The following is a 26,671-nucleotide window of genomic DNA, read 5'->3' as shown; positions in this document are numbered from 1 at the left end:
GCATTGCTCCCGGGCGGGACAGGAGGTGCCGCATCGCCGTTTTCGACCAGGACTGAGCCTGCCTGCAGCGGGAGCTTGCGCGAGCCGATCGGGGCGACTAGGCCCTCGGAACGCCCCTCGATGGCAGGCCATTAGCAGAGGAATCGGGATGGTGCGCATCGTCTGGATGCTGTTGCTGCTGTCGCTAGGCGCGTCGGCCTGGGCCGTCCAGCCTGCCGTGCTCGCCGACCAGGAGATCCGCCTGCCCCTCGGACCGCACAGCCGCTACCTGGAGGACCGCGACGCCAGCCTCGACGCCGCCGAGGTGCTGGCGCTGCCCGATACGGCTTTCCGGCCGGTCGCGGGCGATCAGGCCAGCCTGGGCCGCAGCCGCTCGGCCTGGTGGTTCCGGATCGACCTGCACAATGCCCGTCCGCAGCCCCTGACCGGCTTTCTCGAGATCAACTATCCGCTGCTCGACGACGTGCAGCTGAGTCTGCTGACCCCGGACGGCCGCCTGCAGCAGCAGGAAAGCGGCGACGACCGGCCACTCCAGCTGCGACCGCTGCCGTTGCGCAACCTCTGGTTTCCCCTGGAGCTGCCGCCGGGCAGCAGCACTCTGCTGGTGCGGGTGAAGAGCAGCAGCGCCATTACCGTGCCGCTGTATTTCAGCACCAGCGGAGCCAGCGTGGTCGCCCAGGAGCATCAGGAAGGCCTGAATGGCGTCTTCTATGGCGTGCTGCTGGCCCTGTTCGGCTACCAACTGTTCCTCTTTCTGTTCCTGCGCGAGCCGAGCCAGGGCTGGTATCTGCTCTACAACCTCAACGCCATCCTGCTCGCGCTCAGCTTCGACGGCTACCTGCTGTACGGAGCGCCCGGCCTGCAGCAGAGCGCCGTGTACCTGCTGACCTTCACCTTCTGGCTGGCCGCCACCCAGTTCACCCGGCACTTCCTGAGCATCCCCCAATACTTTCCCCTGCTCGACCGCACCCTGCGCCTGTGGATGCTGACCCTCGGCGCCGCGCTGCTCGCCGGCCCCTTGATCGGCTTGCCGGCCTGGAGCACCCTCGCCACGCTCGCCACCCTGATCGGTGCCGTGCTGCTGCCCGGCTGTGGCGCCCATGTGTGGCGCAAGCGCCTGCGCGCCGGCACCTACCAGCTCGCCGCCTGGATGCTCCCGATGGTCGCCTTGGCCGGCCTGGCCTGTGCGGAGCTGGGCCTGGACCTGCTCGGCGAGCAAGGCATGGCGCTGGCCAAGCTGGGCGTCGCCGTCAACCTGCTGGTCCTCGCCGTCGGCCTGGCCGATCGTTTCCAGCAGCTGCGCAAGGAAGGGCTGTACTCGCACCAGGCCGCCGAGGAGGCGCTCCTGCAGAACCAGGCGAAAAGCCGCTTCCTGGCCAAGATGAGCCACGAGATCCGCACGCCGCTCAACGGCGTGCTGGGCATGCTGCAGTTGCTCAAGGAAACCCGCCTGGACCATAGCCAGCGCTTCTACGTGGACACCATCGCCAGCTCCGGCAGCACGCTGATGGCGGTGATCAACGACATCCTCGACTACGCGCGCATCGAGTCCGGCAAGCTCAGCCTGGAAAACATCGAGTTCGACCTCGAGGAGATGCTCTCCGACACCCTCAACCTGTTCACCGCCCAAGCGATGGAAAAGCGCCTGCGCCTGCACATGAGCCTCGACGAGGGCGTACCGCAGCATGTCCAGGGCGATCCGACCCGCCTCAAGCAGGTACTGACCAACCTGCTGAGCAACGCGCTGAAGTTCACCTCCGAGGGCCAGGTGCGGCTCGACGTCAGCCGCCGGCGCAAGAGCGACGGCTCCGAGCGCCTGTATTTCGGGGTCAGCGACAGCGGCATCGGCATCCGCCAGGAGGCCCAGATGCGGCTCTTCGAGTCGTTCAGCCAGGGCGACTCGAGCACCACCCGCCGCTACGGCGGCAGCGGCCTGGGCCTGGCGATCAGCAAGGAGCTGGTGGAAATGATGGGCGGCCACATCGAGGTGCAGAGCACCCCGGGCCTGGGCAGCCGCTTCACCTTCGACATGCCTCTGCAGCGCGGCGGCGAAAGCCGCGACGAACTGTTCCAGCTGCTGGTCGGCCGCACCGCGCTGCTCGCCTCGCTGGACGGCTTCGCCCTGGACGCCATCGGCCGCCTGCTCGGCCGCTGGGGCATGCACACCGAGCGCTGCCGGATCCCGGAAAAGCTGCCCGAGCAGCTGGCCGGCTTCGAAGAACCGCCGCTGCTGCTGCTGATCGCCCCCTGGCCGGGCAGCGTCGAGTACTGGCTGGACGCTCTCTATCCGCATCTGGCGCCCGGTCAGCGCCTGCTGCTGGTCTGCCCGCCGGAGCAGTGCCGGCAGCTGCCGGCCAGCCGCAGCAGCCTGCACATGCTCGGCCTGCCCCAGCCGGTCGGCGTCGCGGCGCTGCGCAAGAAGCTCCTGGAGCTGCACATGGAACCCGCCCATGCGCTGGTACCGATCGAGGACCCGGCGGGCGATACCCAGGTGCCCTGCATCCTGATCGCCGAGGACAACCCGGTGAACCAGCTAGTGGTCCAGGAACTGCTGAAAAAGCGCGGCTACCGCGTACGCCTGGCGGGCAACGGCGCCGAGGCGGTGGCCGAGTACCATCGCGCGCCCGGCTCGATCCAGATGATCCTGATGGACTGCGAGATGCCGGAGATGGACGGCTTCGAGGCCACCCTGCAGATCCGTCTGCTGGAGCGCCTGCGCAAGTGGCCGGCGGTGCCGATTATCGCCCTCACCGCACACACTCTCGACGAGCACCGGGAGTACGGACTCGAGGTGGGGATGAACGACTTCCTCGGCAAGCCGGTGGACAAGCAGTTGCTGCACGCCACCGTGGAGCGCTACCTGTCGGTCCGGACACTGGTGGACAATTGAGGCGGGCGATCCGCCCGCCCTGCCCCGGAGACTATCCATGCTCATCCCCTACCACCTGCTGGAGGCCGACACCCTCACCCGGCTGATCGAGGACTTCGTGACCCGCGAAGGCACCGACAACGGCGACGAGACTCCGCTGGCGACCCGCGTGCAGCGCGTCCGCCAGGCGCTCGAGCGCGGCGAAGCGCTGATCGTCTTCGAGCCGGACAGCCAGCAGTGCCAGCTGATGGCGAAACGGGACGTACCGAAGGAATGGCTGGACTGAGCGCCGCTCAGCGCCGTCGCCATAGCAGCCAGAGATAGATCGGCGCGTTGACCAGCAGCACCAGGGCGCCCAGCCAGAGTTGGATGCCCGGCGTCAGGCCGGCCGGGTAGATCAGCGGCAACAGGTAGTGCTCGATGAAGCCGCCGCCGTAGCCGGACTCTCCCGCCGCCCGCAGCAGGGCGTTTTCCCAGGCGGTCAGCGGACAGGGCAGGCCGAAGAACTCGGTCGCCGCGCCCCAGGCCATCGCCGGCAGGTGCACCACTGCCAGGGCACGCCAGCGCAGCAGCAACAGGCCGCCCAGCAGCACGAAGACGATAAACAGCAGATGCACCACCAGCAGGGCATCCGCGGCCAGCCGGTACGGCATGTGGACCTCCCCATCGCTCAGCCCGCCGGCACGACCAGGCGCACCACCAGCACCTTGTCGATGCGCGTGCGGTCCATGTCGACCACCTCGAAACGCCAGCCGTCGAGCTCGAAATGGTCGGCGACCTCCGGCACGCGCTGCAGATGGTGCAGGACCAGCCCGGCGAGCGTGCGATAGGCGTTCTCCGCCTCGCCCGGAAAACAGGTGGCGATGCCCAGGGCGATCCTCAGCCGCTCGATGCCCATGCTACCGTCGGCCAGCCAGGAGCCATCCTCGCGGCGGACGAGCGCCGGCTCGTCGCCTTGCGGCGTGCCGGGAATCTCGCCGACGATCGCGGTGAGCACGTCCTTGAGGGTGACGATGCCCTGCAGATCGTCGAACTCGTCGACGACGACGGCGAACTCGCAGCGCGTCCGGCGGAAGCTTTCCAGAAGGCCGGTACTGCTCGCGCTTTCCTCGACGTAAAGCGGCGGGCGAATGCTCCGTTGCAGATCGAGCGGCTGCCCCTGCAGGGCCGGCCCGAGCAGGTCGCCGCGCTGCAGCACGCCGACCACCTGCTGCAGGCCGTCCCGGCAGACCAGAACGCTGCTGTAGGGACTCTCGGCGAGCCGTCTGAGCTGCTCCTCCGGCGGCTCGCCCAGGTCGATGGCGTAGATCTGCTGGCGGGGCGACATGATCGCTCCGACCGGCTGCTCGTCCAGATGCAGGACATTGGCGACGAGCGCCTGCTCGCTCTCGTGGAAGACCCCGGCCTCGGCGCCCTGCTCCATCAGCATCCGGATCTCCTCGTCGGTGATCGGCGGCTCGTCGCGGCGCCCGACCCCGAGCAGGCGCAGCAGCAGGTCGCAGGAACACGCCAGCAGCCATACCAGCGGTGCGGCGATCCGTGCCAAAAACTGCATCGGCGGGGCGATGCGGGTGGCAATGGCCTCCGGCGAGAGCAGCGCAAGGCGCTTGGGCAGCAATTCGCCGAGCACCACCGACAGGTAGGTGATCGCCGCCACGGTGAAAACCAGGGCGATGCCCTCGGCATAGGGCGCCAGCACTGGCAGCGCGGCGATCCGCTCCGCCAGCGGCCGGGCCAACAGGGTTTCGCCGAGCGCGCCGCTGAGAATGCCGATCGAGGTGATGCCGACCTGAATGGTGGAGAGAAAACGCGCAGGGTCCTCCTGCAGCGCCAGGGCCAGCAGCGCGCCGTGCCGCCGCTGGTCGGCAAGCGTTTGCAGCCGGGCCTTGCGTGAAGAGACGACGGCGATTTCCGCCATCGCAAAGACGCCGTTGAGCAGGATCAGCAGCAGGAGCAGGCCCGTTTCCATCGCTACGACCACCCTTCACCCTTGGCGCGGCGGCCTCGCTGCCGACTCGTTGCAACAACCATAGCACCGCCGCCGCAGGACTCGAACAAAGCCCTGCCCCAGAAATGGAAAAGGCAGCCCGAAGGCTGCCTTTCCGATCTGCCGGAGAAGGATCAGTGGGCGACGGCGCCACTGGCTCCCAGGCCGGTCTGCGAGCGGACGAACTGCGGCAGGAAGCGCTCACGCTCTTCTGCAGCAGACTTCGACTTGTCGGTGATCGAGAAGAACCACACGCCAACGAAGGCCGCCACCATGGAGAACAGCGCCGGATACTTGTAGGGGAAGATCGCTGCCTCGTTGTGCAGCACGTCGACCCAGACAGTCGGGCTGAGGATGGTCAGCACCAGGGCGACACCCAGACCCAGGGCACCACCGAACAGGGCGCCGCGGGTGGTCAGGTCCTTCCAGTACATGGAGAGGAACAGGACCGGGAAGTTGCAGCTGGCGGCAATGGAGAAGGCCAGACCCACCATGAAGGCGATGTTCTGCTTCTCGAAGATGATGCCGAGCAGGATCGCCACGATGCCCAGGGACAGGGTGGTGATCTTGGTCACGCGCATCTCTTCCTCTTCCTTGGCCTTGCCCTTCTTGATCACGCAGGCGTACAGGTCGTGGGACACGGCCGAGGCGCCAGCGAGGGTCAGACCGGCAACCACCGCCAGGATGGTGGCGAAGGCCACTGCGGAGATGAAGCCGAGGAACAGGTTGCCGCCGACGGCGTTGGCCAGGTGGATGGCCACCATGTTGGTGCCGCCGATGATGGCGCCGCTTGCATCCTTGAAGGAAGCATCGGTGCCGACCAGCAGAATGGCGCCGAAGCCGATGATGAAAGTCAGGATGTAGAAGTAGCCGATGAAGCCGGTGGCGTAGAACACGCTCTTGCGAGCTTCCTTGGCGTCACTCACGGTGAAGAAGCGCATCAGAATGTGCGGCAGACCGGCGGTACCGAACATCAGGGCCAGGCCCAGCGAGATCGCGGAGATCGGGTCGGAAACCAGACCGCCGGGGCTCATGATGGCAGCGCCTTTGGCATGGATGCTCACGGCTTCGGTGAACAGGGTACCGAAGTCGAAGCCCACGTGCTTCATTACCATTAGGGCCATGAAGCTGGCGCCGGAAAGCAGCAGGACCGCCTTGATGATCTGCACCCAGGTGGTGGCCAGCATGCCGCCGAACAGCACATACATGACCATCAGCACACCGACCAGCACCACGGCGACCAGGTAGTCCAGACCGAACAGCAGCTGGATCAGCTTGCCGGCACCGACCATCTGGGCGATCAGGTAGAAGGCCACCACGATCAGCGAGCCGAAGGCCGACAGGATGCGGATCGGAGTCTGCCCGAGGCGGTAGGAGGCCACGTCGGAGAAGGTGAACTTCCCGAGGTTGCGCAGGCGCTCCGCCATCAGGAAGAGGATCACCGGCCAGCCGACCAGGAAGCCGATCGAGTAGATCAGGCCGTCGTAGCCGGAGGTGAACACCAGGGCGGAAATACCCAGGAAGGAGGCGGCGGACATGTAGTCGCCGGCGATCGCCAGACCGTTCTGGAAGCCGGTGATGCTGCCGCCGGCGGTGTAGTAGTCAGCCGTGGAGGTGTTGCGCTTGGCTGCCCACTTGGTGATGCCCATGGTGGCGGCGATGAACACCACGAACATGATGATCGCGGTCCAGTTGGTCGCCTGCTTTTGCACTTCACCGGTCAGGGCTTCGCCCGCCAGCAGCATCGGGGAGGCTGCCAGCAAGGTGGCAGCAGTCAGAAAACGCTTCATCATTTCTGCACCTCGTCGAGCAGTTCCTGATTCAGACGATCGAACTCGCCGTTGGCACGGTAGGTGTAAACACCGGTGAGCACGAAGGCGAGAAGGATCAGACCGATACCGACGGGCATGCCCAGGGTAGTGGCGGAGTCGGCGCTGATCTTGGCACCCAGGACCTGCGGCACGAAAGCGATGATCAGGATGTAGGCGAAGTAGAGGCCCAGCATGATGGCTGACAGCAGCCAGGCGAACCGCTCACGCCTTGCCACCAGTTCTCTGAAACGCGGATTCTGCTCGATCCGCTTGTAGATACCGTCGTCGTTCATTTCTTTTATTATCCTCACGGAGTTGCGGGGTAGGCACACTGTAGATCGCCGCCAAACAGACAACAGACGACCTTAGTCTTAGCCCATCGTTCCCATATACCAAAGCCGGTCTGTGAGAGCCGTCGCAGGGCCCTGTTGCGCGAGCGAACAAACCGCACAGACAGTGCCGGCCGTCGGCATCGACAACAAGATTGACGGCCCCTATCGGAGCCATGCGCAACCGTCATTTCCAGGCCATCCGCCCGGCCATTATCTTGAGCCCTACCAAGGAACGACTTCCTGCGAGGTGTGCCATGCTCAAGACCCTGACCTTCACGCTGATGCACTTCTGCATCGCCTTCGGCGTCGCCTACGCGCTGACCGGCAGCATCGCAGTGGGCGGCCTGCTGGCGGCGGTCGAGCCCCTGTGCAACTCGGTGGGTTTCTACTTCCACGAAAAGCTCTGGCAGCGCCTGGGCAAGGCCCGCGGCCGGCCGGCCGGGACTTCGCCGTCCGGCTGGCTGCACCGCCATGCCTGAGGCCGGTGCGATGCGCGGGCGGAAGCGGTTAAGATGCGCGGCTCGGCCGTCAGATGATCTCGAACCATGCCCGCCACTTCCCGCTTTCCGCTATCGCCCTATCTGTTCGCCACCCTTCTCGCCCTGCTGGCTCTGACCGGCATCTGGTACAGCGCCGGCCAGCCGGTCGTGCTGGCAGACGTGGTCAGTCCCGCGCACAAGCTGCAGTGCGTGTCCTACAGTCCGTTCGACAAGGACCAATCGCCTTTCGACAAGCCGTTCGTGCTGCGCGAGGCGCGCATGGACGCCGATCTGGCGCTGCTCGCCGAACGCTTCCAATGCGTGCGTACCTACTCCATGACCGGCATGCAGGCACTCCCCGCGCTGGCCCGCAAGCACGGCCTGAAACTGATGCTCGGCGCCTGGGTGAACGCCGACCCGGTGGAGACCGAACGCGAAATCGCGCTGCTGATCGAGGCGGCCAGAGCCAACCCGGATATCGTCGAGGCGGTGATCGTCGGCAACGAGACCCTGCTGCGCAAGGAGGTCACCGCCACCTATCTGGCCTCACTGATCGAGCGGGTGAAGCGCAGCATCGACCAGCCGGTCACCTATGCCGACGTCTGGGAGTTCTGGCTGAAGCACCCGGAAGTCGCCCCGGCGGTGGACTTCCTGACCATCCACCTGCTGCCCTACTGGGAGGACGATCCGGCCGGGATCGACCGGGCGCTCGCCCAGGTCGCCCGCGTCCGCCAGGAATTCGGCCAGCGCTTCGCGCCCAAGGACATCCTGATCGGCGAGACCGGCTGGCCCAGCGAGGGCCGCCAGCGCGAAACCGCCCTACCCAGCCGGGTCAACCAGGCCCTGTTCATCCGCGGCTTCGTTGCCATGGCCGAGCAGCACGGCTGGCGCTACAACCTGATCGAAGCCTTCGACCAGCCCTGGAAACGCGAGAGCGAGGGGGCGGTGGGCGGCTACTGGGGACTGCTGGATGCCGACCGCGAGGACAAGCACGTACTCGCCGGGCCGATCTCCAACCTGCCGTACTGGCCGTTCTGGCTGGGCGTCGGCGGGCTGATCATGGCCGGCGCACTGCTCGTCGCCGGACGTCCGGCGTCCGTCGCCGCGGCCCTGTTGTTGCCACCGCTGGCCGCGCTCGGCGGTGCCTGCATCGGCCTGTGGGGCGAGCTGGCGCGGGTCACCAGTCGCTATCCCGGCGAATGGCTGTGGGCCGCTCTGCTGATCGGCCTGAACCTGGTCGTGCTGCTGCATGGCGTGCTGCTGCTGTCGGCCCGCCGGGGCTTCCGCGCCCGGCTGTTCGCCTGGCTGGAGGCGCGAAGCGGCTGGTGGCTGGCCGCCACCGGCTTCGCCGGGGCGGTGATGATGCTGGCGCTGGTGTTCGATGCCCGCTACCGCAGCTTTCCCAGCGTCGCCCTGCTGCTGCCGGCGTTGCTCTACGGCTGCCGGCCGGTGGCTGGATCGCGCCGGGAGATCGCCCTGCTGCTGGCGCTGATCGGCCTCGGCATCCTGCCACAGCTGTATCAGGAGACCCTGCTCAACCGGCAGGCGCTCGGCTGGGCGCTGGTCAGCCTGCTGCTGGTGATCGCCCTCGGCCGCAGCCTGTTCCTGCGCAAGCCCGCTCCGGCGGCTGCGGCGGTGGAGGCCAGCTCAGCGGCGAACCAGGCGTAGCCCGGCAATGACCACGGCGAATACCGCCAGGCTGGCGGTGTAGAGCACCAGCGCCGGAATCGCCAGGCACAGCCCCGCGAGCGCCAGCCACCAGCCGGCGCGCCCGCGCAGCAGGAAGCCGGCCAGCGCCGCCGCCAGGGCGCTCCAGGCCAGCAGACGGAAGTGGATCATCAGGCCCAGCCCAGTGCGCAGCTGGCACTCCCAACGCTGCGCCTGCTCGGCGCACAGGCCGACCCACTGGCTATCCTCCATGAAAGCGAAACGCAGCCCGTAGCTGGCCGCCACGCAGAGCGGCAGGAGGATCAGCAGGGCAATCAGGGGCAGGCGCGAGGACATGGGACACTCCAGGGACAAATGCCCGCCAGCATAACCAGCGGCGGCACGGAAGCAAGCGCCGGCGCCGGACTACCCTGATTGCACGCGCTGCGCTAAAAGCAGTCCCATGGCCAGATCACCCACGAGGTTGGACCATGCCCCGTCTGCCCCTCATCGCCGCCCTGCTCGGCCCCCTGCTGTTCTCCGGTCGCCTGTCGGCAGCCGACATCGATCCGGCGAGCTACGGCTTTCCGCTGCACAACCCGTTCGAGGCGACCATCGCCACCACGCCGCCGGAGCTGCGCCCCGCCCTGCCATCCGACGACGAGATCGACCAGCAGGACTACAGCCTGCCCTTGCGGCCCGAGCGCCCGTTCGCGCTGCCGGGCAACCTGCGCCAGGTCGAGGACCTGCACTATCGCCTGGCCCGTCAGGACCACCCTGCGCCGCTGATCTTCATCATCTCCGGTACCGGTGCGCACTACGCCAGCAGCCTCACCGAATACCTGAAGCGCCTGTTCTACGGAGCCGGCTTCCATGTGGTGCAATTATCTTCGCCGACCAGCTACGACTTCATGACCGCCGCCTCGCGTGCCGCCACGCCCGGCCTCAGCCGCGAGGATGCCGATGATCTGTACCGGGTCATGGAGGCAGTGCGGGCGCAGCAGGCGGACCTGCCGGTCACGGCCTACCACCTGACCGGTTACAGCCTCGGCGCTCTCCACGCAGCCTTCGTCAGCCAGCTGGACGAGACCCGCCAAAGCTTCGGCTTCAAGCGCGTGCTGCTGCTCAATCCGCCGGTCAACCCCTACAACTCGGTGCGCAACCTCGACCGCCTGGTACAGACCGAAGTGCCCGGCATCACCGGCAACCTGACCTTCTACGAGCTGATCCTCGACAAGCTGACCCGCTACTTCCAGCGCCGCGGGTACATCGACCTCAACGAGGCCCTGCTGTACGACTTCCAGCAGTCGAAGGAGCGCCTGACGAACGAGGAAATGGCCATGCTGATCGGCTCGGTGTTCCGCTTCGCCGCCGCCGATATCGCCTACACCTCGGACCTGCTCAATCGTCGCGGGCTGATCACTCCGCCGAACTATCCGGTCGAGGAGGACACCCCGCTCGCCCCTTTTTTCATCCGCGCCCTGCAATGCAACTTCGGCTGTTACCTGAACGAGCAGCTGATCCCCCAGTGGCGCCTGCGCCACAATGGCGGCAACCTGTCCCAACTGATCGGCCAGATCAGCCTCCAGGCCCTGCAGGGCTACCTGGCCGACAGCCGCAAGATCGCCGTAATGCACAATGCCGACGACCTCATCCTCGGCCCCGGAGACCTGGGCTTCCTGCGGCGCACCTTCGGCGAGCGGCTGACGCTCTATCCGTTCGGCGGGCACTGCGGCAACTTCAATTACCGGGTCAACAGCCAGGCCATGCTGGAGTTCTTCCGTGGCTGAGCGCGCAGGACTGATTGCCGCCGCCCTGCTCGCCGGCAGTCTGGCGCATGCCGCCGAGCCCCCTGCCGACAAGGACGGCTTCAAGCAGCCGCTGAACCGTCTGCATTTCAACCCCGGCCTCGATCAACGCGAATTCGAACGTGCCAGCATGGCCATCCTGAATGTCCAGGATCCCTGGGAACGCTGGAACCGACGGGTCTATCACTTCAACTATCGCTTCGACGAATGGGTGCTGCTGCCGGTGGTACGCGGCTATCGCTACGTCACCCCGAGCCTCGTGCGCAGCGGCGTACGCAACTTCTTCAGCAATCTCGCCGAGATTCCCACCCTGCTCAACAGCCTGCTGCAACTGCGCGGCCGGCGCGCCCTCGAGACCGGGACACGCCTGCTGTTCAACACCACCCTGGGCGTCGCCGGCCTGTGGGACCCGGCCAGCCGCATGGGGCTGCCCAGGCAGAGCGAGGACTTCGGCCAGACCCTCGGCGCCTACGGCGTGCCCGCAGGCCCCTACCTGATGCTGCCGATCCTCGGGCCATCCAACCTGCGCGATGCCGGCGGCCTGCTGACGGATTTCCTGGCCGCCAACCGGATCGACTACCTGAACGTCGCCACGGCCAGCAACGCCCATCCGGAGATTCTCGCCCTCAAGGGCATAGATCGGCGCGACAGCATCCCCTTCCGCTACGGACAGCTGAACTCGCCCTTCGAATACAACAAGATCCGCTACGTCTACACCCGCGCCCGCCAGCTGCAGATCGAGGAATAGCGACCGCTCCGTTATTGATAGAGGCCCGGCTCGCCGTCCGGACGGCTCTTGAAGCGCCGGTGCGCCCACAGGTACTGCTCGGGCTGCCGACATACCGCCTGCTCGACCCAGCGGTTGATGCGCAGGCAGTCGGCCTCCTCGCTCTCGCCGGGAAATTCCTCCAGCGGCGGGTAAATCGTCAGCCGGTAGCCGGAGCCATCGGCCAGACGGCTCTGGATGAAGGGCATCACCTGCGCCTTGCCGAGGCGGGCGAATTTGGTCGTCGCCGTCACGGTCGCCGCCGGGATGCCGAACAGCGGCACGAAAAGGCTCTGCTTGCGCCCGTAGTCCTGATCCGGCGCATACCAGATGGCTCGTCCGGCACGCAGCACCTTGAGCATGGCGCGGATGTCCTCGCGCTCGATGGCGGTGGCATCGGCATTGTGCCGCTCCCGACCGCAGCGCTGGACGTAGTCGAAGACCGGGTTGGCATGCTCACGGTACATGCCGTCGATGGTCTGCCGCTGGCCGAGCAGGGCGGCGCCGATCTCCAGGGTCGTGAAGTGCAGGGCCATGAGGATCACCCCCCGGCCCTCGGCCTGGGCCTGTTGCAGATGCTCGAGACCCTCGATGTGCGCCAGCCGGGCCAGCCGCCGGCGCGGCCACCACCAACTGATGGCCATCTCGAAGAAGGCGATACCCATCGAGGCGAAATTTTCCTTCACCAGGCGTTCGCGCTCGGCGGCGGACAGTTGGGGGAAGCACAGCTCCAGGTTGCGTCTGGCGATGCGCCGGCGCGAACCGGCCAGACGATAGGTCAGCGCTCCCAGACCGCGGCCGAGCTGCAGCAGCCAGGCATAGGGCAGTTGGGCAACCAGCCAGAACAGCCCCAAGCCCAGCCAGAGGGCCCAGAAACGCGGGTGGAGAAAATAGGCACGAAAGCGCGGGCGATCCATTGGCGGTTCCGGAAAAGGCAAAAGCCGGCATTTTAGCCAGCGGGCAAATAGCGGTCACGATCGTTGCTGAAATCGGCGGCCCAGATCCGTCACCAGGCCGCGCGACAAGGAGCCACGGCCATGCCAGGCGGCGCATCGTCGGCCCGCGCAGCGGTTTTCCACTCTCTGGCTAGCCTGACGCGGCGTTTCCCGTTATAAGACCGCCATTCATTGCAATGGGCAGATCATGAGCCAAGCCGACCTCCTCGACCCAGCCCCCGTGTTCCAGCTCAAGGGCAGCATGCTCGCCATTACCGTGCTGGAACTGGCACACAACGACCTGGCCCGTCTCGACCACCAGTTGAGCGAAAAGGTGGCGCAGGCCCCCAACTTCTTTCAGAACACCCCGCTGGTCCTGGCCCTGGACAAGCTCCAGCCCAGCGCGCAGCGGCTCGATCTGCGCGCCCTGCTGGCGGTCTGCCGGCACCACGGCCTGCGCACCCTGGCGATTCGCGCCAGCCTGGCCGAACACATCGCCGCCGCCCAGGCGCTGGACCTGCCGATCCTGCCACCCTCCAGTGCGCGGGAGCGACCGATCACTCCCGCTGGCGCAGCACCGGCACCGGCGAAGAAAGCCGAGAAACCGGCCGAGCCGGCGGTGCGTCCGACCCGGGTGGTCAACACCCCGGTACGCGGCGGCCAGCAGATCTATGCGCCGGGCGGCGACCTGCTGGTCCTGGCCCCGGTCAGCGCCGGCGCGGAACTGCTCGCCGACGGCAACATCCATGTGTACGCCCCGATGCGGGGACGAGCCTTGGCCGGCATCAAGGGCAACAGCCAGGCACGGATTTTCTGCCGGATGCTGGCCGCCGAGCTGATCTCCATCGCCGGCCGCTACAAGGTCGCCGAAGACCTCAGGCGCGATCCGAACTGGGGCGAGGCCGTGCATATTCATCTGGCGGGCGACGTGTTGAACATCACTCGCCTTTAACGGATACTCGCGCGTTCTCAGGGGCTTTAACGGACTGGACTCCACAAGCCACCCGCGCGGCTCAACGCTCCCGTTTTTCTTCACTTGGGGTGAATCACCTTGGCCAAGATCCTCGTAGTCACTTCCGGCAAGGGTGGCGTCGGCAAAACCACAACCAGCGCCGCCATCGGTACCGGCCTTGCCCTGCGCGGGCACAAGACCGTCGTCGTCGACTTCGACGTAGGTCTGCGTAACCTCGACCTGATCATGGGCTGCGAACGCCGGGTCGTATACGACTTCGTCAACGTCATCCAGGGTGATGCCACGCTCAGCCAGGCCCTGATCAAGGACAAGCGCCTGGAGAACCTCTACGTGCTGGCGGCCAGCCAGACTCGCGACAAGGACGCCCTGAGCAGCGAGGGCGTGGGCCGGGTGATGGACGAACTGCGCGAGTCCTTCGAGTACATCATCTGCGACTCGCCGGCGGGTATCGAGAAGGGTGCCCACCTGGCCATGTATTTTGCCGACGAGGCGATCGTGGTGACCAACCCCGAAGTATCCTCGGTACGCGACTCCGATCGCATGCTTGGCCTGCTCGCCAGCAAGTCGCGGCGCGCCGAGAACGGCGAAGAGCCGATCAAGGAGCACCTGCTGCTGACCCGCTACAGCCCCGACCGCGTGACCAAGGGCGAGATGCTCGGCGTGGAGGACGTCGAGGAAATCCTCGCCATCCGCCTGCTCGGGTGATTCCCGAGTCCCAGTCGGTCCTCAAGGCCTCCAACCAGGGCATCCCGGTGATCCTCGACGAACAGAGCGATGCCGGCCTGGCCTACAGCGATGCCGTGGAGCGACTGCTGGGCAAGGAAACGCCGCACCGCTTCCTCGATGTGCAGAAGAAGGGATTCCTGCAACGCCTATTTGGAGGCCGTGAATGAACATTTTTGACTTCTTTCGCGAACGCAAGAAACAAACCTCTGCGTCCATTGCGAAAGAGCGTCTGCAGATCATCGTCGCCCACGAGCGCGGCCAGCGCAGTGCGCCGGACTACCTGCCGGACCTGCAGAAGGAGCTGATCGAGGTGATCCGCAAGTACGTCAACATCGATAACGATCAGGTGCAGGTGGTCCTGGAAGACCAGGGCAACTGCTCAATCCTCGAACTCAACGTCACCCTGCCGGATCGCTGAGCGACCACCCTGCAACGACGGCGACCCCGCAGGTCGAGTGAACGCGCAGTCGTTTTCACAAAGCCTGCCGATCGCCGTCGTCGCCTCCGGATATCCCGATGCCCCTGTCGAACATCGAAATCGTCCACCAGGACGAGGCCCTGCTGGTGGTCAACAAACCCACCCTGCTGCTCTCGGTGCCGGGCCGCGCCGAAGACAACCGGGACTGCCTGGTCACCCGTCTGCAGGACAACGGCTACCCCGAGGCGCGCATCGTGCATCGTCTCGACTGGGAAACCTCCGGCCTGATCGTGCTGGCCCGCGACGCCGACAGCCACCGCGAGCTGTCCCGCCAGTTCCACGACCGGGAAACCGAAAAGGCCTATACCGCGCTCTGCTGGGGCGAGCCGGCAGCCGATAGCGGACGCATCGAGCTGCCGCTACGCTACGACCCACCGACCAAGCCGCGCCATGTGGTCGACCACGACCTGGGCCGCCATGCACTGACCTTCTGGCGGGTACTAGAGCGCTGCGGCCACTACAGCCGCGTCGAGTTGACCCCGATCACCGGCCGCTCCCACCAACTGCGCGTGCACATGCTCGCCATCGGCCATCCACTGCTGGGCGACCGCCTGTATGCCCACGACGAAGCCCTGGCCGCCGCTGGGCGTCTGTGCCTGCACGCCAGCCTGCTGGTCCTCAGCCACCCGCAGACCGGCGAACGCCTGCGCTTCGAGAACCCGGCGCCCTTCTAAACGGCAGGACTGCAGACGTCCGACTGCAGCCCGACGCCCTTTTCGATACACTCCGCCGCAACGCTGTTCGGAGTCCACCATGCGTACAGAACTCAATCAGGGCCTGATCGACTTCCTCAAGGCCTCCCCCACCCCGTTCCATGCCTGCGCCAGCCTGGCCCAACGCCTCGAGTCCGCCGGCTATCAGCGTCTGGACGAGCGCGAAGCTTGGCCGTCCCAACCCGGCGGGCGCTACTACGTTACCCGCAACGACTCCTCGATTATCGCTATCCAGCTTGGTCGGCGCTCGCCGCTGGAGGGCGGCCTGCGCCTGGTCGGTGCCCATACCGACAGCCCCTGCCTGCGGGTCAAGCCACAGCCGGAACTGAGCCGCCAGGGGTTCTGGCAGCTTGGCGTCGAGGTCTACGGTGGCGTCCTGCTCGCCCCCTGGTTCGACCGCGATCTATCGCTGGCCGGCCGGGTCACTTTCCGCCGCGCCGGCCGCGTCGAGAGCCAGCTAATCGATTTCAAGCAACCGATTGCCATCATTCCCAACCTCGCGATCCATCTCAATCGCGAAGCCAACCAAGGCTGGGCGATCAACGCGCAGAACGAGTTGCCGCCCATCCTCGCGCAGATCGCCGGTGACGAACGGGGCGACTTCCGCGCTTTGCTGGCCGAGCAGTTGCAGCGCGAGCACGAGATCAACGCCGACGTGGTGCTGGACTACGAACTCTGCTTCTACGATACCCAAAGCGCGGCGCTGATCGGCCTGAACCAAGACTTCATTGCCGGCGCCCGCCTCGACAATCTGCTGTCCTGCTATGCCGGCCTGCAGGCACTGCTTTCCGCAGGCGACGCAGAAAGCTGCGTACTGGTCTGCACCGACCACGAGGAAATAGGCTCCTGCTCTACCTGCGGCGCCGACGGCCCCTTCCTCGAACAGGTACTTGGCCGCCTGCTGCCGGGTAGCGACGCTTTCATACGGATCATGCAGCAATCTCTGTTGGTTTCCACGGACAACGCCCATGGCGTGCATCCTAACTACGCCGACCGCCACGACGCCAACCATGGTCCGAAACTCAATGCCGGCCCGGTAATCAAGGTCAATAGCAACCAACGCTACGCCACCAATAGCGAAACCGCCGGCTTCTTCCGCCACCTGTGCTTCGATGTCGAGGTTCCGGTGCAGAGCTTCGTGGTGCGCAGCGACATGGGCTGCGGCTCGACCATCGGCCCGATCACCGCCAGCCGGCTCGGAGTGCGCACCGTCGACATAGGCCTGCCGACCTTCGCCATGCACTCCATCCGCGAGCTGGCCGGCAGCCACGATCTGGCGCATCTGGTGAAAGTCCTAAAGGCCTTTTATTCGAGTCCGCTGTTACCCTGATCAAAAGGCTCGAGCCCGGGTCCAGCTCTCTGGAGCGGGACCCGGCAGGTCGGCGATCAAGCACGCGGCCAATCGCCTTCCGACTCATGCCAGACTTTCGTCGATCACCAATGCCACTTTGCCAGACACGGTGTTGCTGGCCAGCATCTCGAACGCTGCACCGACATCCTTGGCGGCGAAGCTGTGCTCCAGACGCGGATCGAGGCGCCCTTCGGCGAACAGCGGCCAGACCTGCCGACGCAGGTCGTCGATCAGTTCGCCCTTGAAGGCATCATCCCGGTTGCGCAGGGTCGAGCCGATCAGTTGGACCCGCTTGCCCAGCAGCTTGGCCAGATCCAGCTGAGCTTCGCGCCCGCCCATCAGACCAATGATCACCCAGCGTCCGTCGCGGGCCAGCAGGTCAAGATCCAATGCTGCGTAGCGCGCACCGATCGGGTCGAGGATCACATCGAAAGGAGCGAAGTCACGCAGTCCTTCCAGATCCTGGGTACGCAACACTCCGCCCTGAGCCCCTAAAGACTCGCAATAGGCCAGGCGCTCGGGAGAGCCGACGCTGACCCAGCAAGGATTGCCAAACGCCTTGCACAGCTGGATGCCCGCCGAGCCGACCCCGCTGGCTCCGGCGTGGATCAGCGCCCTCTCCCCCGTCTTGAGGGCACCCAGCTTGAACAGGTTGAGCCAGGCGGTGGCATACACCTCCGGCAACACCGCCGCCTCGATCAGCGACAATCCTTCGGGCACCGGCAGGACATGCCGTCTGTCGACCACCACTTCCTCAGCCATGCCGCCGCCGGCCAGCAACGCGCAGACCCGGTCGCCAACCTGCCAGTGACTGTCGGCCCCTACTTCGCTCACCACCCCGGCGCACTCCAGCCCGAGCACATCGCTGGCGCCTGGCGGCGGCGGATAGAGCCCGGCACGCTGCAGAAGATCGGCCCGGTTCAGGCCGGACGCAGCCACACGTATCCTGATTTGCCCCGCGTCACAGGAAGGCGCGGGCCGCTCGACCCACTCCACACTCCCCTCGATGCCTTGCAATGCCTTCATGCTGCCTCCATAGTAGGTTCCTGAGTCAATTCGCCGTAGGATCCGCTCCCTTCCATCAAGAAAGGAACCCGGCACCTCGCCTGACGGCCTAATATGCGTTATCACTCCCCCACTAGTCGAATCACATGAAGCGCCTTCTCCCAAGCACTCTCTTCGCCTTCACTCTTGGCCTCGGTGCTTCGCTGCTGGCCCAGACGGCTGACGCCGGCAACTGGGACTCCCTGCAACCGGACCGTGACCAGGTAATCGCCAGCCTGAACGTGGTGGAGCTGCTCAAGCGCCATCACTACAGCAAACCGCCGCTCAACGATGCGCGCTCGGAAAAGATCTATGAAAGTTATCTCAAGCTGCTCGATCCGGCCCGCAGTTATTTCACCGCAGCAGACATCGCCGAATTCGACCGCTGGCGCACCCAATTCGACGATCTCCTGAAAAGCGGCGACCTGCAGCCCGGCTTCACCATTTACAAGCGCCACCTGACCCGCCTGGAGGAGCGTTTGCACTTCACCTTGAGCCTGCTCGAGAAAGGGGTGGACAATTTCGACTTCGCCCGCGACGAAAGCCTGCTGGTCGACCGCGAGAAAGCCCCTTGGGCGACAGACAAGGCCGCCCTAGACGACCTCTGGCGCAAGCGCCTGAAGGACGAGGTGCTGCGCATGAAGATCGCCGGCAAGGAGCCGAAGGCCATTCAGGAACTGCTCATCAAGCGTTACCGCAATCAGTTGTCGCGCCTAGAGCAAACCCGCAGCGAAGATATCTTCCAGACCTACATCAACGCCTTCGCGCAGACCTACGATCCGCACACCAACTACTTGTCGCCGGATAACGCGGAAAACTTCGACATCAACATGAGCCTTTCGCTCGAAGGCATCGGCGCGGTGCTGCAGAGCGACAACGAGCACGTCAAGGTAGTTCGTCTGGTGCCTGCCGGCCCGGCGGAGAAGAGCAAGCAGCTCGCCCCTGCGGACAAGATCATTGGCGTCGCCCAAGCCAATGGCGAAATGGTCGATGTGATCGGCTGGCGCTTGGACGAGGTGGTCAAGCTGATCCGCGGCCCCAAAGGGTCCGTGGTGCGCCTAGAAATCATCCCGGCCAGTAATGCCCCCAACGACGAAACTAGCAAGGTGGTGGCTATCACCCGCGAAGCCGTCAAGTTGGAAGAACAAGCCGCCAAGAAGTCCGTGCTCGAGCTGCCCCACGAAGGACACTCCTACAAGCTTGGCGTGATCGAAATTCCGGCTTTCTACCTGGACTTCAAGGCATTCCGTGCAGGCGACCCCAATTACAAGAGCACCACCCGCGACGTGAAGCGCCTGCTTAGCGAACTGAAGGCGGAGAAGGTCGACGGCGTGGTCATCGACCTGCGTAACAATGGTGGCGGCTCGCTGCAGGAGGCCACCGAGCTGACTGGTCTGTTCATCGACCAAGGACCGACCGTGCTGGTACGCAACAACGATGGCCGGGTCGATGTCCTCGCCGACGAAAACGAAGGCACCTACTACACCGGCCCGATGGCGGTGCTGGTCAACCGCCTTTCCGCCTCGGCTTCGGAGATCTTCGCCGGCGCCATGCAGGATTACCATCGCGCCTTGATCATCGGCGGCCAGACCTTCGGCAAGGGCACGGTACAAACCATCCAGCCCCTCAACCACGGCGAACTGAAACTGACCCTAGCCAAGTTCTATCGGGTTTCCGGACAGAGCACTCAGCATCAAGGTGTCATTCCGGACATCAGCTATCCGGACGAGGTCGATACTAAAGAGATCGGCGAAAGCGCTCTGCCGGAGGCCATGCCCTGGGACAGTATCCGTCCAGCGATCCGCCCGGAAACCGACCCGTTCAAGCCGTTCCTGAGCGAACTCAAGGCTCGCCACGATCAGCGTACGGCGCAGGATCCTGATTTCGTCTTCACTCGCAACCGCCTCGACTTGAGCCGACAGTTGATGCAGGAAACCAGCGTTAGCCTCAACGAGGGCAAACGGCGCGCCCAGCATGACTCCATCGAGTCCAAGCAATTGGCCATCGAGAACGAACGCCGCAAGGCCAAAGGCGAGGAACTTTTGACCGAACTGAAAGAAGAGGACGAAAGCGCCCTTCCGCTGGAGGATGGTAAGAACAAAAAGCCTGAGGACGATGCCTATCTGGCAGAAACCGGACGCATTTTACTTGACTACCTAGGCCTCAGTGCATCTCTGGCCAAACACTGATCCGCTTGAGCGGGTAAAGAACGGGCCGCTCATGCGGCCCGTTCTTTACCACTTACCAACACAAGCCTACCGAAAGCCACACTACCGCCCATCACAGACCTTTACCGCTCCTCGTAGCTGAACTCGAAGACCCGTACTACTTCCGCGGCATGCCAGGATGCAGCAGCAGCACCATCAGGAGCACCAGAAAAGCGCCCAAGCCGTGCTACACAGTCGAAGAAACCAGGACGAGGCAGACGGCTGGCACCCTGGCTGATAACCAGCGAGCTACGCAGCGGCCGCTCAGCACGCGCATCCAGAACCGCCAGATGCTCCAGTGCAGCAGTCAGAGTCTGCATGGCAGGCGGTGGCAGTTGTAGGCGCTCGATCAGTGCGCGATAGGTCAGCAGATGACGACTCTGACGCGCGTCGTCCAGTTCGCCCAGCAGCGCTTGCCAGTGCTGACGACTGATGCGAATGGTCAAGAGTCCACCTCCCAGCCCGCAATGCCCAAGGCTTGCGCCAAGGCACGCCGGATCGCGGAATCCGGCTGTCGCTCGCCCGTCTCAATCATGCCCAGATAAGAGGGGCTGATGCCTACAGCTCTAGCCAGGTGCTCTTGCGACATGTTTTGAGCCTCACGCAGGGCAACCAGCTCTGCCAGGGCTGGAGTCACAGCAGGATGCGCAGGCTCCTCAGAAATATCTCTCCCCTGCCCAGCTGCCCGCAGCAAAGCTTGGTAATCGGCCCAAGGCAGCACGGCATATTCCACCTCGCCATCACGCATGATCATTTGAACGTTCGAACTTTTTCTCTCGTACATCGATCCGACCTAACTAATGCCAATATGCCTACCAACAAAACTCCCCACCCTTATCTCTCCTGCAGAGCAGCCAAACTCAGCGCCTTTCCGGACGGCTTGCAGGGGCCAGCAGGCGCTCCAGCTCCACTTGGCGCTGTGGAGACTGACTAGCCAGCCAGCCACGGAAAGCCTCCAATTCGCCACGCCAGCTACGCACAACCCAAGCCAGTACCGCAATATCGTCGAGAAATCCCAAACCGAGCAGCCAGTCGGGAACTACATCCAACGGAAACAGGAAATACAGCAGCCCAGCGATCGCTGCGAGCAGAGCCTGCTGGCTGACCTCCCGATATTCGCCACGCCACCAAGCCAGACAGAGCATTTGCAGCAGACGCAACTCTTCCCGGATACCCCCCAACCATCGCTCTTTGCGCTCCCGCTTGCGCGCTACATCCTGCAGGAGCTCGCGCAACCGCCCATCGGCCAGCAGGGATTGGGAAAGACGCAGAAACCGAGAGAAAAACCAAGGTACTTTCATGATCGTCTCCGCAGCGCGTGCTTTTCAGCTATCCACAACCATTGTGAACAGCAGCATGGGCAAGGCTATAACAGCTTGGCAAAAACCAACCCCCTATGCTGCCGCAAGAAAACAGACATTTTCCGACGCATGAAAAAATTCTTCTGAATCAATACGCTGGAGAAACCTTGCAAATAGATAAAAATGATCTCAAAGCAATCAACATATAACTGAATGATTTGGATCACTCTCTAGTCCAGCAGCATGATGCCCTCTTGCAGAAACGAAAACGCCCCACCGAAGCGGGGCGTTAGCTTGCAGAGCTTGACTCACTCGCCTTGGGCGTCAGCCTGTCCTGCTTCAGGTTCGGGTTGGGCCTCCTGTCCAGCCGGCTGATCCTTGATTCCCAACAGTTCAAGTTCGAACACCAGCACCGAATTGGCCGGGATGGAAGGGCTGGGGCTCTGCTCGCCGTATGCTAGCTCGCTAGGAATGTACAGCTTGAACTTCTCACCGACATGCATCAGTTGCAAGCCCTCGACCCAGCCAGGGATAACACCGCTGACTGGCAGATCGATGGGACTTCCACGCTCGATCGAACTGTCGAACACCGTACCGTCCGTCAGACGGCCTTCATAGTGTACGGTCACCACATCGCTAGGCTTGGGCTGAGCACCTTCGGCTTTCTTCAGTACTTCATACTGCAAACCGGACGCAGTAGTTGTTACGCCCGGGCGTTTGGCATTGTCCTCGAGAAACTTCTTGCCGGCCTTGGCATTCTCTTCGCCAAGAGCTGCCATGCGCTCCTCAGCACGCTTTTGCAGAGAAGCAAAGGCCTCGATCAGCTCCTCGTCACTCAGGCGCTGCTTCTTCTTACCAATGGCATCTTCGATACCCTGGGCTACCGCTTTCGAGTCCAGATCATCCATGCCCTCTTGGGCTAGACTCTTGCCCATGTTCAGGCCGATACCGTAGGAGGCCTTCTGTGCGGGAGTCTTGAGTTCCACATTGGTTTGCGAATCGCACCCCGAGAGAACCAGACCCACCAAGGCCATCGCAGCGGCCAACCGATGTTGTCTCATGCTGTTTCCTTGTTCATTCGCCCTAGGGCTATCAGTGATAGGCGAAAGCTTAACAGGCAGCCGCAGCCACTGGCTATGGAGATAGGAGCCCAGCAACGGTGATAAGTTCAGGTTTTCAGATGGAGCTTGGCAGAGCGCTTGAAACTGCCCGAAGGGCTTGGAACAGAAACTTAGGAAACGAAAAAAGCGGCCCTAAGGCCGCTTTTTTCTGAATTTGCCAAGCTCTGTCCAGCTGGCAAGCTAATTTGGCGCAGCGGACGGGACTCGAACCCGCGACCCCGGCGTGACAGGCCGGTATTCTAACCGACTGAACTACCGCTGCGCTTAACCCCAAGATGGTGGGTGGTGACGGGATCGAACCGCCGACCCTCTGCTTGTAAGGCAGATGCTCTCCCGGCTGAGCTAACCACCCGTTCGCTCTTGAAGTGGGGCGCATTCTAGAGAGGTGACTCTACCTTGGCAAGCCCTCGACGAAAAAAAATTTCCAGATGTTCCAAGGGCTTAGGGTTGGCCCCTAGGATCAGGGAGAGAATAATGCGTGCTTTGCGTAAATGGAGATCGCCAGCCCCATGTGGTTTCGCAACCTGCTCGTCTATCGCCTCACCCAGGATGTCCCCTTCAGCGCCGAAATGCTGGAAGCAGCGTTGACGGCTAAGCCGGCCCGCCCCTGCGCCAGCCAGGAACTGGCGACCTATGGCTTCACTGCCCCCTTCGGCAAGGGAGAGGACGCGCCCCTGGTCCACGTCAGCCAGGACTTTATGCTGATTGCGGCACGCAAGGAGGAACGCATTCTACCCAGTAGCGTGGTGCGGGATGCACTTCAGGAAAAGGTCGAGGAAATCGAGACCGAGCAGATGCGCAAGATCTATAAGAAGGAGCGCGACCGGCTTAAGGAAGAGATTGTCCAGACCTTTCTGCCGCGTGCCTTTATCCGTCGCGCTATCACCTTTGCGGCGATCATGCCCAAGCAGGGCTTGATCCTGGTCGACACTGCCAGCGCCAAGAAGGCCGAAGACCTGCTCTCCACCTTGCGCGAAGCCATCGGCTCTCTGCCAGTGCGTCCGCTGGGCGTGAAGATAGCGCCGAGCGCCACCCTCACCGGCTGGCTCAAAGCTCAGCAGGCTGCCGCGGACTTCCATTTGCTAGACGAATGCGAGCTGCGCGATACCCACGAGGATGGCGGTGTAGTCCGCTGCAAACGCCAAGACCTGACCGGCGAGGAGATCCAACTGCACTTAAGCACCGGCAAGCAGGTCACCCAGCTCGCACTAGCCTGGCAGGACAAGCTGTCCTTCCTCCTTGACGACAAGCTGACGATCAAACGGCTACGTTTCGAGGAGTTGCTGCAGGAGCAGGCTGCACAGGACGGCGGTGACGACACCCTCGCCCAATTGGATGCCACCTTTATCTTGATGATGATGACTTTTGCCGACTATCTCCCGGCGTTGCTCGAGGCCCTGGGCGGAGAGGAAACGCCCCAGGGGCTTTGACCCTTAGCGACTGGCGCCGGCCCCTCTTACCGGCAGCCAGTCATGCAGGATACTGCCTAGGTTCTGTTGACGTATCAGCGCAGCCATAGCAAAACAGCCGCAAAAGCCAGCATTCCCTTGAAATGGCTGGCCCTCTTCTCATAGCGAGTGGTGATCCGCCGGTAGTGCTTCAGCTTGCCGAACAGGCACTCGATCACGTGCCGCTCCTTGTAGAGATGCCAGTCGCAGGAGCGTTGCTCGATGCGGTTCCGTCTGGCGGGAATGACGGCCTGGATCTGGCGCTCCTTCAGCCAGGCCAGAAGCGGGTTGGCGTCATAGCCCTTGTCGGCCAGCAGTGCCGACGTGGCGATCCCCGCCATGAGTGGGATCGCCTGGCTGATATCGGCCGCTTGGCCTTCCGTCAGGATGAAGCGAATCGGTAACCCCAGCGCATCGGTCAACACATGGATCTTGCTGCTGAAGCCTCCTCGCGAACGCCCCAGTGCCTCCTGGGCCGCAGTACTGCTGGCCGCCCCGGCTGCACAGGCATGGGCACGCACGACGGAGCTGTCGATGCAGACGTGCTGAAGGTCGGCGTCCCGAGCCAGTACCGAGTGAAGCCGGTCCCAGATGCCGAGCCGGCACCAGCGGGTGAAGCGTTTGAAAACGCTGTTCCAGGAGCCGAGGCAACGAGGCAGCATCCGCCATTGAGCGCCGCTGCGTAGTATCCAGAGCACCGCCTCGACAAAGCGGCGACAGCCGAGAGTACGGGTCAGCCGGATCCCCTTCGTGGCGCTCAGCAGACTTTGGATACGGGACCCGTCGGTATCGCTCAGACGGCTTCTGTCAGTCATGGCAAAAGCCCAGTTTTAGCACTGGGCTTGCGTCAACAGAACCTAGGGCAACTACCGCCCCATTACAACTTCGCAGTTCGCGTATAGGCCAGAGCAGCGCAGAGCGACATCGCAGAGGCCACCGAGTAGCCAAGCGGAATCTACAAGCAGGCTGGTTAAAAAGACCCTCTCATTGCAAGGCTTCGGAACGCGCGAATAACATCGCTCACGCCTGGGCACTGGCATTGAAAGTGGCGAACCTGAGCCCGGAACCCCGTCAGGCTGCGAGAGCGTGCCGTGGTTTTCCGCAGTGTCCGACCACGCCATCGACGGCGAAACTGCGCAAGCATGCCTGGCCGGCCATTTCATGGCCAACTAGAGCCTGTTATTAACCCGTTCGTTTCTTGATCAGCCGAGTGTTGCCAAGGCCTTGAGAGCAGTCGGCAACATCAGGCAAACAAAGGCTATGAAGTGAAAGCCCGCCAGCGTCGAGGCCAGGCGCTCGTAATCCCGACTCAGTCTTCGAAAGCGGGCCATCCAGCCGAAGCTGCGCTCGACCACCCAGCGCCGGGGCAGCAGGATGAAGCCCTTCTTCGCTTCCGTGTGCTTGATCACTTCCAGCTGGATGCCATGCGCCTCTGCCTGTCGGGCCGCCGACTCGCCGCTGTAGCCCTGGTCGGCGAAGGCAACCTCCACCGCCTCACCGGTCACCCGCTGCACCTGCTCGGCGAGGGCGGCCACCTGGGCGCGGTCCTGTTCGTTGGCGGGCGTCACCCGCAGGGCGAGCAACTGCCCCAGCGTATCCACGGCCATATGCACCTTCGAGCCCTTGCGGCGTTTGGCCCCGTCATAGCCGGCCCGTGCGCCGCTTTCCGGCGTCGACTGCAGGGTGCGGCTGTCGAGGATCACGGCGCTGGGCTGAGCCTTGCGCTTGTCCGCCACCCGGATCAACTCGCGCACATCATGCAGCAGTTCCTCGAAGACGCCGGCCTCGATCCAGCGTCGGGTCTGCTGATACACCACCTGCCACGGCGGCAGATCATGCGGCATCTGCCGCCAGAGCAGGCCGCCGCGGACGATGTAGCGCAGGGCATTGAAGACCTCGCGCAGGCTGTGGACACGATGGGCGGAGGATTCGGGCATCAGCGCCAGATAGGGCGCCACGAAGGCCCACTCCTCATCGCTGACATCGGTGGGGTAGGGTTTTCGGGTTAACTGCAAACGATAACCAAAGCAGTGGTTAATAACAGGCTCTAGGCACGAGCCAACCGCCCGAATAGCTCGTCCATCGGGACTGCGCCCAAGTGCTGTCGTGCCTACACAGGGCGCAGGTGTCAGACCGTTGCCTTCGGACAATATGATCCCGACCAACGACTGCATCTCATCAAAAATTTTTAACGAGATGTTCATCAATCAGTCCTGCCGGTCATAGAAGCAGTAAACACGACAGAGTGAAAAAAAGACTTACAGGTTGACTGGTAGGTCTACTCCCGCTGTATTGCGGCCGCCCCGAGCAGCGTCAGCCCGCAGAGGGTCATGGAACGTGCAGATCAAGCAAGCCATGAAAAACACGCCGCCCCTGCAAAACAGTCAGACGGCAAAGTAGCGGCCATTTTCGCCGAAATCTTAAAATAAATTTAAGACCCTGCCACCTTACGGAGCATCTCTTAAATATCTGTCGAAAAGCTCCGACGGATACAGGAGAAGGGTGCGACAGATTTCCACAAGCGACAGCAGGTCGCTTGCTACCTTGGTCGCAAACTGCGAATCACGGGATGTTTTGCTGCAAGACTTCCGACTCCCGGACGATTTTTCGCCATTGCCGAAAATGCTCGGCAAGCCAACACTTGATGTAGTCAAGTCGCCCAGGGAGCTACTGTT

25 protein-coding genes, 2 tRNA genes and 1 pseudogene are annotated in these 26,671 nt (G+C 63.7%); 13 read left to right on the top strand and 15 right to left on the bottom strand.

Features of this window, described 5'->3' with window-relative positions:
* The first annotated feature begins 148 nt into the window (after positions 1 to 148).
* The gene (locus Atro_RS19975; protein ID WP_497925145.1) at positions 149 to 2,890 is read left to right on the top strand and encodes a hybrid sensor histidine kinase/response regulator; all 2,742 of its coding nucleotides are present in this window, start codon (positions 149 to 151) and stop codon (positions 2,888 to 2,890) included.
* Between the two features lie 37 nt (positions 2,891 to 2,927).
* A complete protein-coding gene (locus tag Atro_RS19970) occupies positions 2,928 to 3,155 on the top strand; it encodes a YheU family protein (protein WP_497925142.1) in 228 nt (75 codons plus the stop codon).
* 7 nt (positions 3,156 to 3,162) lie between these two features.
* Here Atro_RS19970 and Atro_RS19965 read toward each other — a convergent pair whose 3' ends face one another.
* The 4 genes from Atro_RS19965 to Atro_RS19950 form a co-directional block, all read right to left on the bottom strand.
* Complete coding sequence (locus tag Atro_RS19965) at positions 3,163 to 3,522, bottom strand: DUF2784 domain-containing protein (protein WP_497925138.1); 360 nt, start codon at positions 3,520 to 3,522, stop codon at positions 3,163 to 3,165.
* A 17-nt stretch (positions 3,523 to 3,539) separates the two neighbouring features.
* Complete coding sequence (locus Atro_RS19960) at positions 3,540 to 4,838, bottom strand: hemolysin family protein (RefSeq protein WP_497925134.1); 1,299 nt, start codon at positions 4,836 to 4,838, stop codon at positions 3,540 to 3,542.
* A 152-nt stretch (positions 4,839 to 4,990) separates the two neighbouring features.
* On the bottom strand, positions 4,991 to 6,649 hold the full coding sequence (locus Atro_RS19955; protein ID WP_497925129.1) for a cation acetate symporter: 1,659 nt from the start codon (positions 6,647 to 6,649) through the stop codon (positions 4,991 to 4,993).
* The gene (locus Atro_RS19950) at positions 6,646 to 6,960 is read right to left on the bottom strand and encodes a DUF485 domain-containing protein (protein ID WP_497925126.1); all 315 of its coding nucleotides are present in this window, start codon (positions 6,958 to 6,960) and stop codon (positions 6,646 to 6,648) included. The genes Atro_RS19955 and Atro_RS19950 overlap by 4 nt, the downstream gene beginning before the upstream one ends.
* 293 nt (positions 6,961 to 7,253) lie before the next feature.
* On the opposite strand from Atro_RS19950, the gene Atro_RS19945 reads away from it, so the two are divergent.
* Both Atro_RS19945 and Atro_RS19940 read left to right on the top strand, forming a co-directional pair.
* Complete coding sequence (locus tag Atro_RS19945) at positions 7,254 to 7,478, top strand: DUF2061 domain-containing protein (RefSeq protein ID WP_497925122.1); 225 nt, start codon at positions 7,254 to 7,256, stop codon at positions 7,476 to 7,478.
* Between the two features lie 66 nt (positions 7,479 to 7,544).
* Positions 7,545 to 9,146: a glycoside hydrolase family 17 protein gene (locus Atro_RS19940; protein ID WP_497925119.1), complete on the top strand. Its 1,602-nt coding sequence runs from the start codon at positions 7,545 to 7,547 to the stop codon at positions 9,144 to 9,146.
* Here Atro_RS19940 and Atro_RS19935 read toward each other — a convergent pair.
* The gene (locus Atro_RS19935) at positions 9,126 to 9,482 is read right to left on the bottom strand and encodes a hypothetical protein (RefSeq protein WP_497925115.1); all 357 of its coding nucleotides are present in this window, start codon (positions 9,480 to 9,482) and stop codon (positions 9,126 to 9,128) included. The genes Atro_RS19940 and Atro_RS19935 overlap by 21 nt on opposite strands.
* Before the next feature lie 134 nt (positions 9,483 to 9,616).
* Between Atro_RS19935 and Atro_RS19930 the strand changes: the two genes are divergently transcribed.
* Together Atro_RS19930 and Atro_RS19925 are read left to right on the top strand one after the other, a co-directional pair.
* Complete coding sequence (locus Atro_RS19930; RefSeq protein ID WP_497925111.1) at positions 9,617 to 10,915, top strand: alpha/beta fold hydrolase; 1,299 nt, start codon at positions 9,617 to 9,619, stop codon at positions 10,913 to 10,915.
* A 10-nt stretch (positions 10,916 to 10,925) separates the two neighbouring features.
* Positions 10,926 to 11,681, top strand: coding sequence for an MlaA family lipoprotein (locus Atro_RS19925; RefSeq protein WP_497927716.1), 756 nt, complete (start codon positions 10,926 to 10,928; stop codon positions 11,679 to 11,681).
* 11 nt (positions 11,682 to 11,692) lie between these two features.
* Here Atro_RS19925 and Atro_RS19920 read toward each other — a convergent pair whose 3' ends face one another.
* The gene (locus Atro_RS19920) at positions 11,693 to 12,616 is read right to left on the bottom strand and encodes a lipid A biosynthesis lauroyl acyltransferase (RefSeq protein WP_497925107.1); all 924 of its coding nucleotides are present in this window, start codon (positions 12,614 to 12,616) and stop codon (positions 11,693 to 11,695) included.
* Between the two features lie 226 nt (positions 12,617 to 12,842).
* On the opposite strand from Atro_RS19920, the gene minC reads away from it, so the two are divergent.
* The 5 genes and pseudogenes from minC (at position 12,843) to Atro_RS19895 (ending at position 16,854) form a co-directional block, all read left to right on the top strand.
* The gene (minC, locus tag Atro_RS19915; RefSeq protein ID WP_497925106.1) at positions 12,843 to 13,586 is read left to right on the top strand and encodes a septum site-determining protein MinC; all 744 of its coding nucleotides are present in this window, start codon (positions 12,843 to 12,845) and stop codon (positions 13,584 to 13,586) included.
* Positions 13,587 to 13,685: 99 nt separating this feature from the next.
* A pseudogene (minD, locus tag Atro_RS19910) lies at positions 13,686 to 14,500 on the top strand (septum site-determining protein MinD).
* Positions 14,497 to 14,751 (top strand): cell division topological specificity factor MinE, encoded by a 255-nt coding sequence (gene minE, locus Atro_RS19905; RefSeq protein ID WP_039802943.1) that lies wholly within the window; start codon positions 14,497 to 14,499, stop codon positions 14,749 to 14,751. Before minD ends, minE begins: the two are co-directional and overlap by 4 nt.
* Positions 14,752 to 14,849: 98 nt before the next feature.
* Positions 14,850 to 15,485: an RluA family pseudouridine synthase gene (locus Atro_RS19900; protein ID WP_497925104.1), complete on the top strand. Its 636-nt coding sequence runs from the start codon at positions 14,850 to 14,852 to the stop codon at positions 15,483 to 15,485.
* A gap of 79 nt (positions 15,486 to 15,564) precedes the next feature.
* Complete coding sequence (locus tag Atro_RS19895; RefSeq protein WP_497925100.1) at positions 15,565 to 16,854, top strand: M18 family aminopeptidase; 1,290 nt, start codon at positions 15,565 to 15,567, stop codon at positions 16,852 to 16,854.
* Positions 16,855 to 16,938: 84 nt separating this feature from the next.
* Here Atro_RS19895 and Atro_RS19890 read toward each other — a convergent pair whose 3' ends face one another.
* Positions 16,939 to 17,901 (bottom strand): NAD(P)H-quinone oxidoreductase, encoded by a 963-nt coding sequence (locus tag Atro_RS19890; protein ID WP_497925097.1) that lies wholly within the window; start codon positions 17,899 to 17,901, stop codon positions 16,939 to 16,941.
* Positions 17,902 to 18,026: 125 nt separating this feature from the next.
* Here Atro_RS19890 and Atro_RS19885 point away from each other — a divergent pair, with 125 nt between their 5' ends.
* Positions 18,027 to 20,108 (top strand): carboxy terminal-processing peptidase, encoded by a 2,082-nt coding sequence (locus tag Atro_RS19885; protein WP_497925095.1) that lies wholly within the window; start codon positions 18,027 to 18,029, stop codon positions 20,106 to 20,108.
* 101 nt (positions 20,109 to 20,209) lie between these two features.
* Here Atro_RS19885 and Atro_RS19880 read toward each other — a convergent pair whose 3' ends face one another.
* From Atro_RS19880 to Atro_RS19855, 6 genes are all read right to left on the bottom strand, one after another.
* A complete protein-coding gene (locus Atro_RS19880) occupies positions 20,210 to 20,572 on the bottom strand; it encodes a hypothetical protein (protein WP_152389135.1) in 363 nt (120 codons plus the stop codon).
* On the bottom strand, positions 20,569 to 20,910 hold the full coding sequence (locus tag Atro_RS19875) for a helix-turn-helix domain-containing protein (protein WP_497925091.1): 342 nt from the start codon (positions 20,908 to 20,910) through the stop codon (positions 20,569 to 20,571). Before Atro_RS19875 ends, Atro_RS19880 begins: the two co-directional genes overlap by 4 nt.
* A 76-nt stretch (positions 20,911 to 20,986) precedes the next feature.
* A complete protein-coding gene (locus Atro_RS19870) occupies positions 20,987 to 21,427 on the bottom strand; it encodes a YkvA family protein (RefSeq protein ID WP_497925087.1) in 441 nt (146 codons plus the stop codon).
* A gap of 308 nt (positions 21,428 to 21,735) precedes the next feature.
* Positions 21,736 to 22,488, bottom strand: a complete 753-nt coding sequence (bamJ, locus tag Atro_RS19865; RefSeq protein ID WP_497925081.1) for a BamJ family beta-barrel-assembly machinery protein — start codon at positions 22,486 to 22,488, stop codon at positions 21,736 to 21,738.
* A 246-nt stretch (positions 22,489 to 22,734) separates the two neighbouring features.
* Positions 22,735 to 22,810: transfer RNA gene (locus tag Atro_RS19860), tRNA-Asp, on the bottom strand.
* 14 nt (positions 22,811 to 22,824) lie between these two features.
* Positions 22,825 to 22,900, bottom strand: a tRNA-Val gene (locus Atro_RS19855).
* A 157-nt stretch (positions 22,901 to 23,057) separates the two neighbouring features.
* Between Atro_RS19855 and rdgC the strand changes: the two genes are divergently transcribed.
* Positions 23,058 to 23,978 carry a recombination-associated protein RdgC gene (gene rdgC / locus Atro_RS19850; protein ID WP_497925078.1) on the top strand — a complete coding sequence of 307 codons (921 nt, stop codon included), beginning with the start codon at positions 23,058 to 23,060 and terminating at the stop codon, positions 23,976 to 23,978.
* Positions 23,979 to 24,052: 74 nt separating this feature from the next.
* On the opposite strand, the gene Atro_RS19845 is transcribed toward rdgC, so the two are convergent.
* Both Atro_RS19845 and Atro_RS19840 read right to left on the bottom strand, forming a co-directional pair.
* Positions 24,053 to 24,811 (bottom strand): IS5 family transposase, encoded by a 759-nt coding sequence (locus Atro_RS19845; RefSeq protein ID WP_497924510.1) that lies wholly within the window; start codon positions 24,809 to 24,811, stop codon positions 24,053 to 24,055.
* A gap of 387 nt (positions 24,812 to 25,198) precedes the next feature.
* On the bottom strand, positions 25,199 to 26,011 hold the full coding sequence (locus Atro_RS19840; RefSeq protein ID WP_497924896.1) for an IS5 family transposase: 813 nt from the start codon (positions 26,009 to 26,011) through the stop codon (positions 25,199 to 25,201).
* Between the last annotated feature and the right edge of the window lie 660 nt (positions 26,012 to 26,671).

This window comes from Azotobacter tropicalis, from assembly GCF_059739045.1.
The sequence above is the reverse complement of the archived record's forward strand: the minus strand, read 5'-3'. Positions and strand labels throughout refer to the sequence as shown.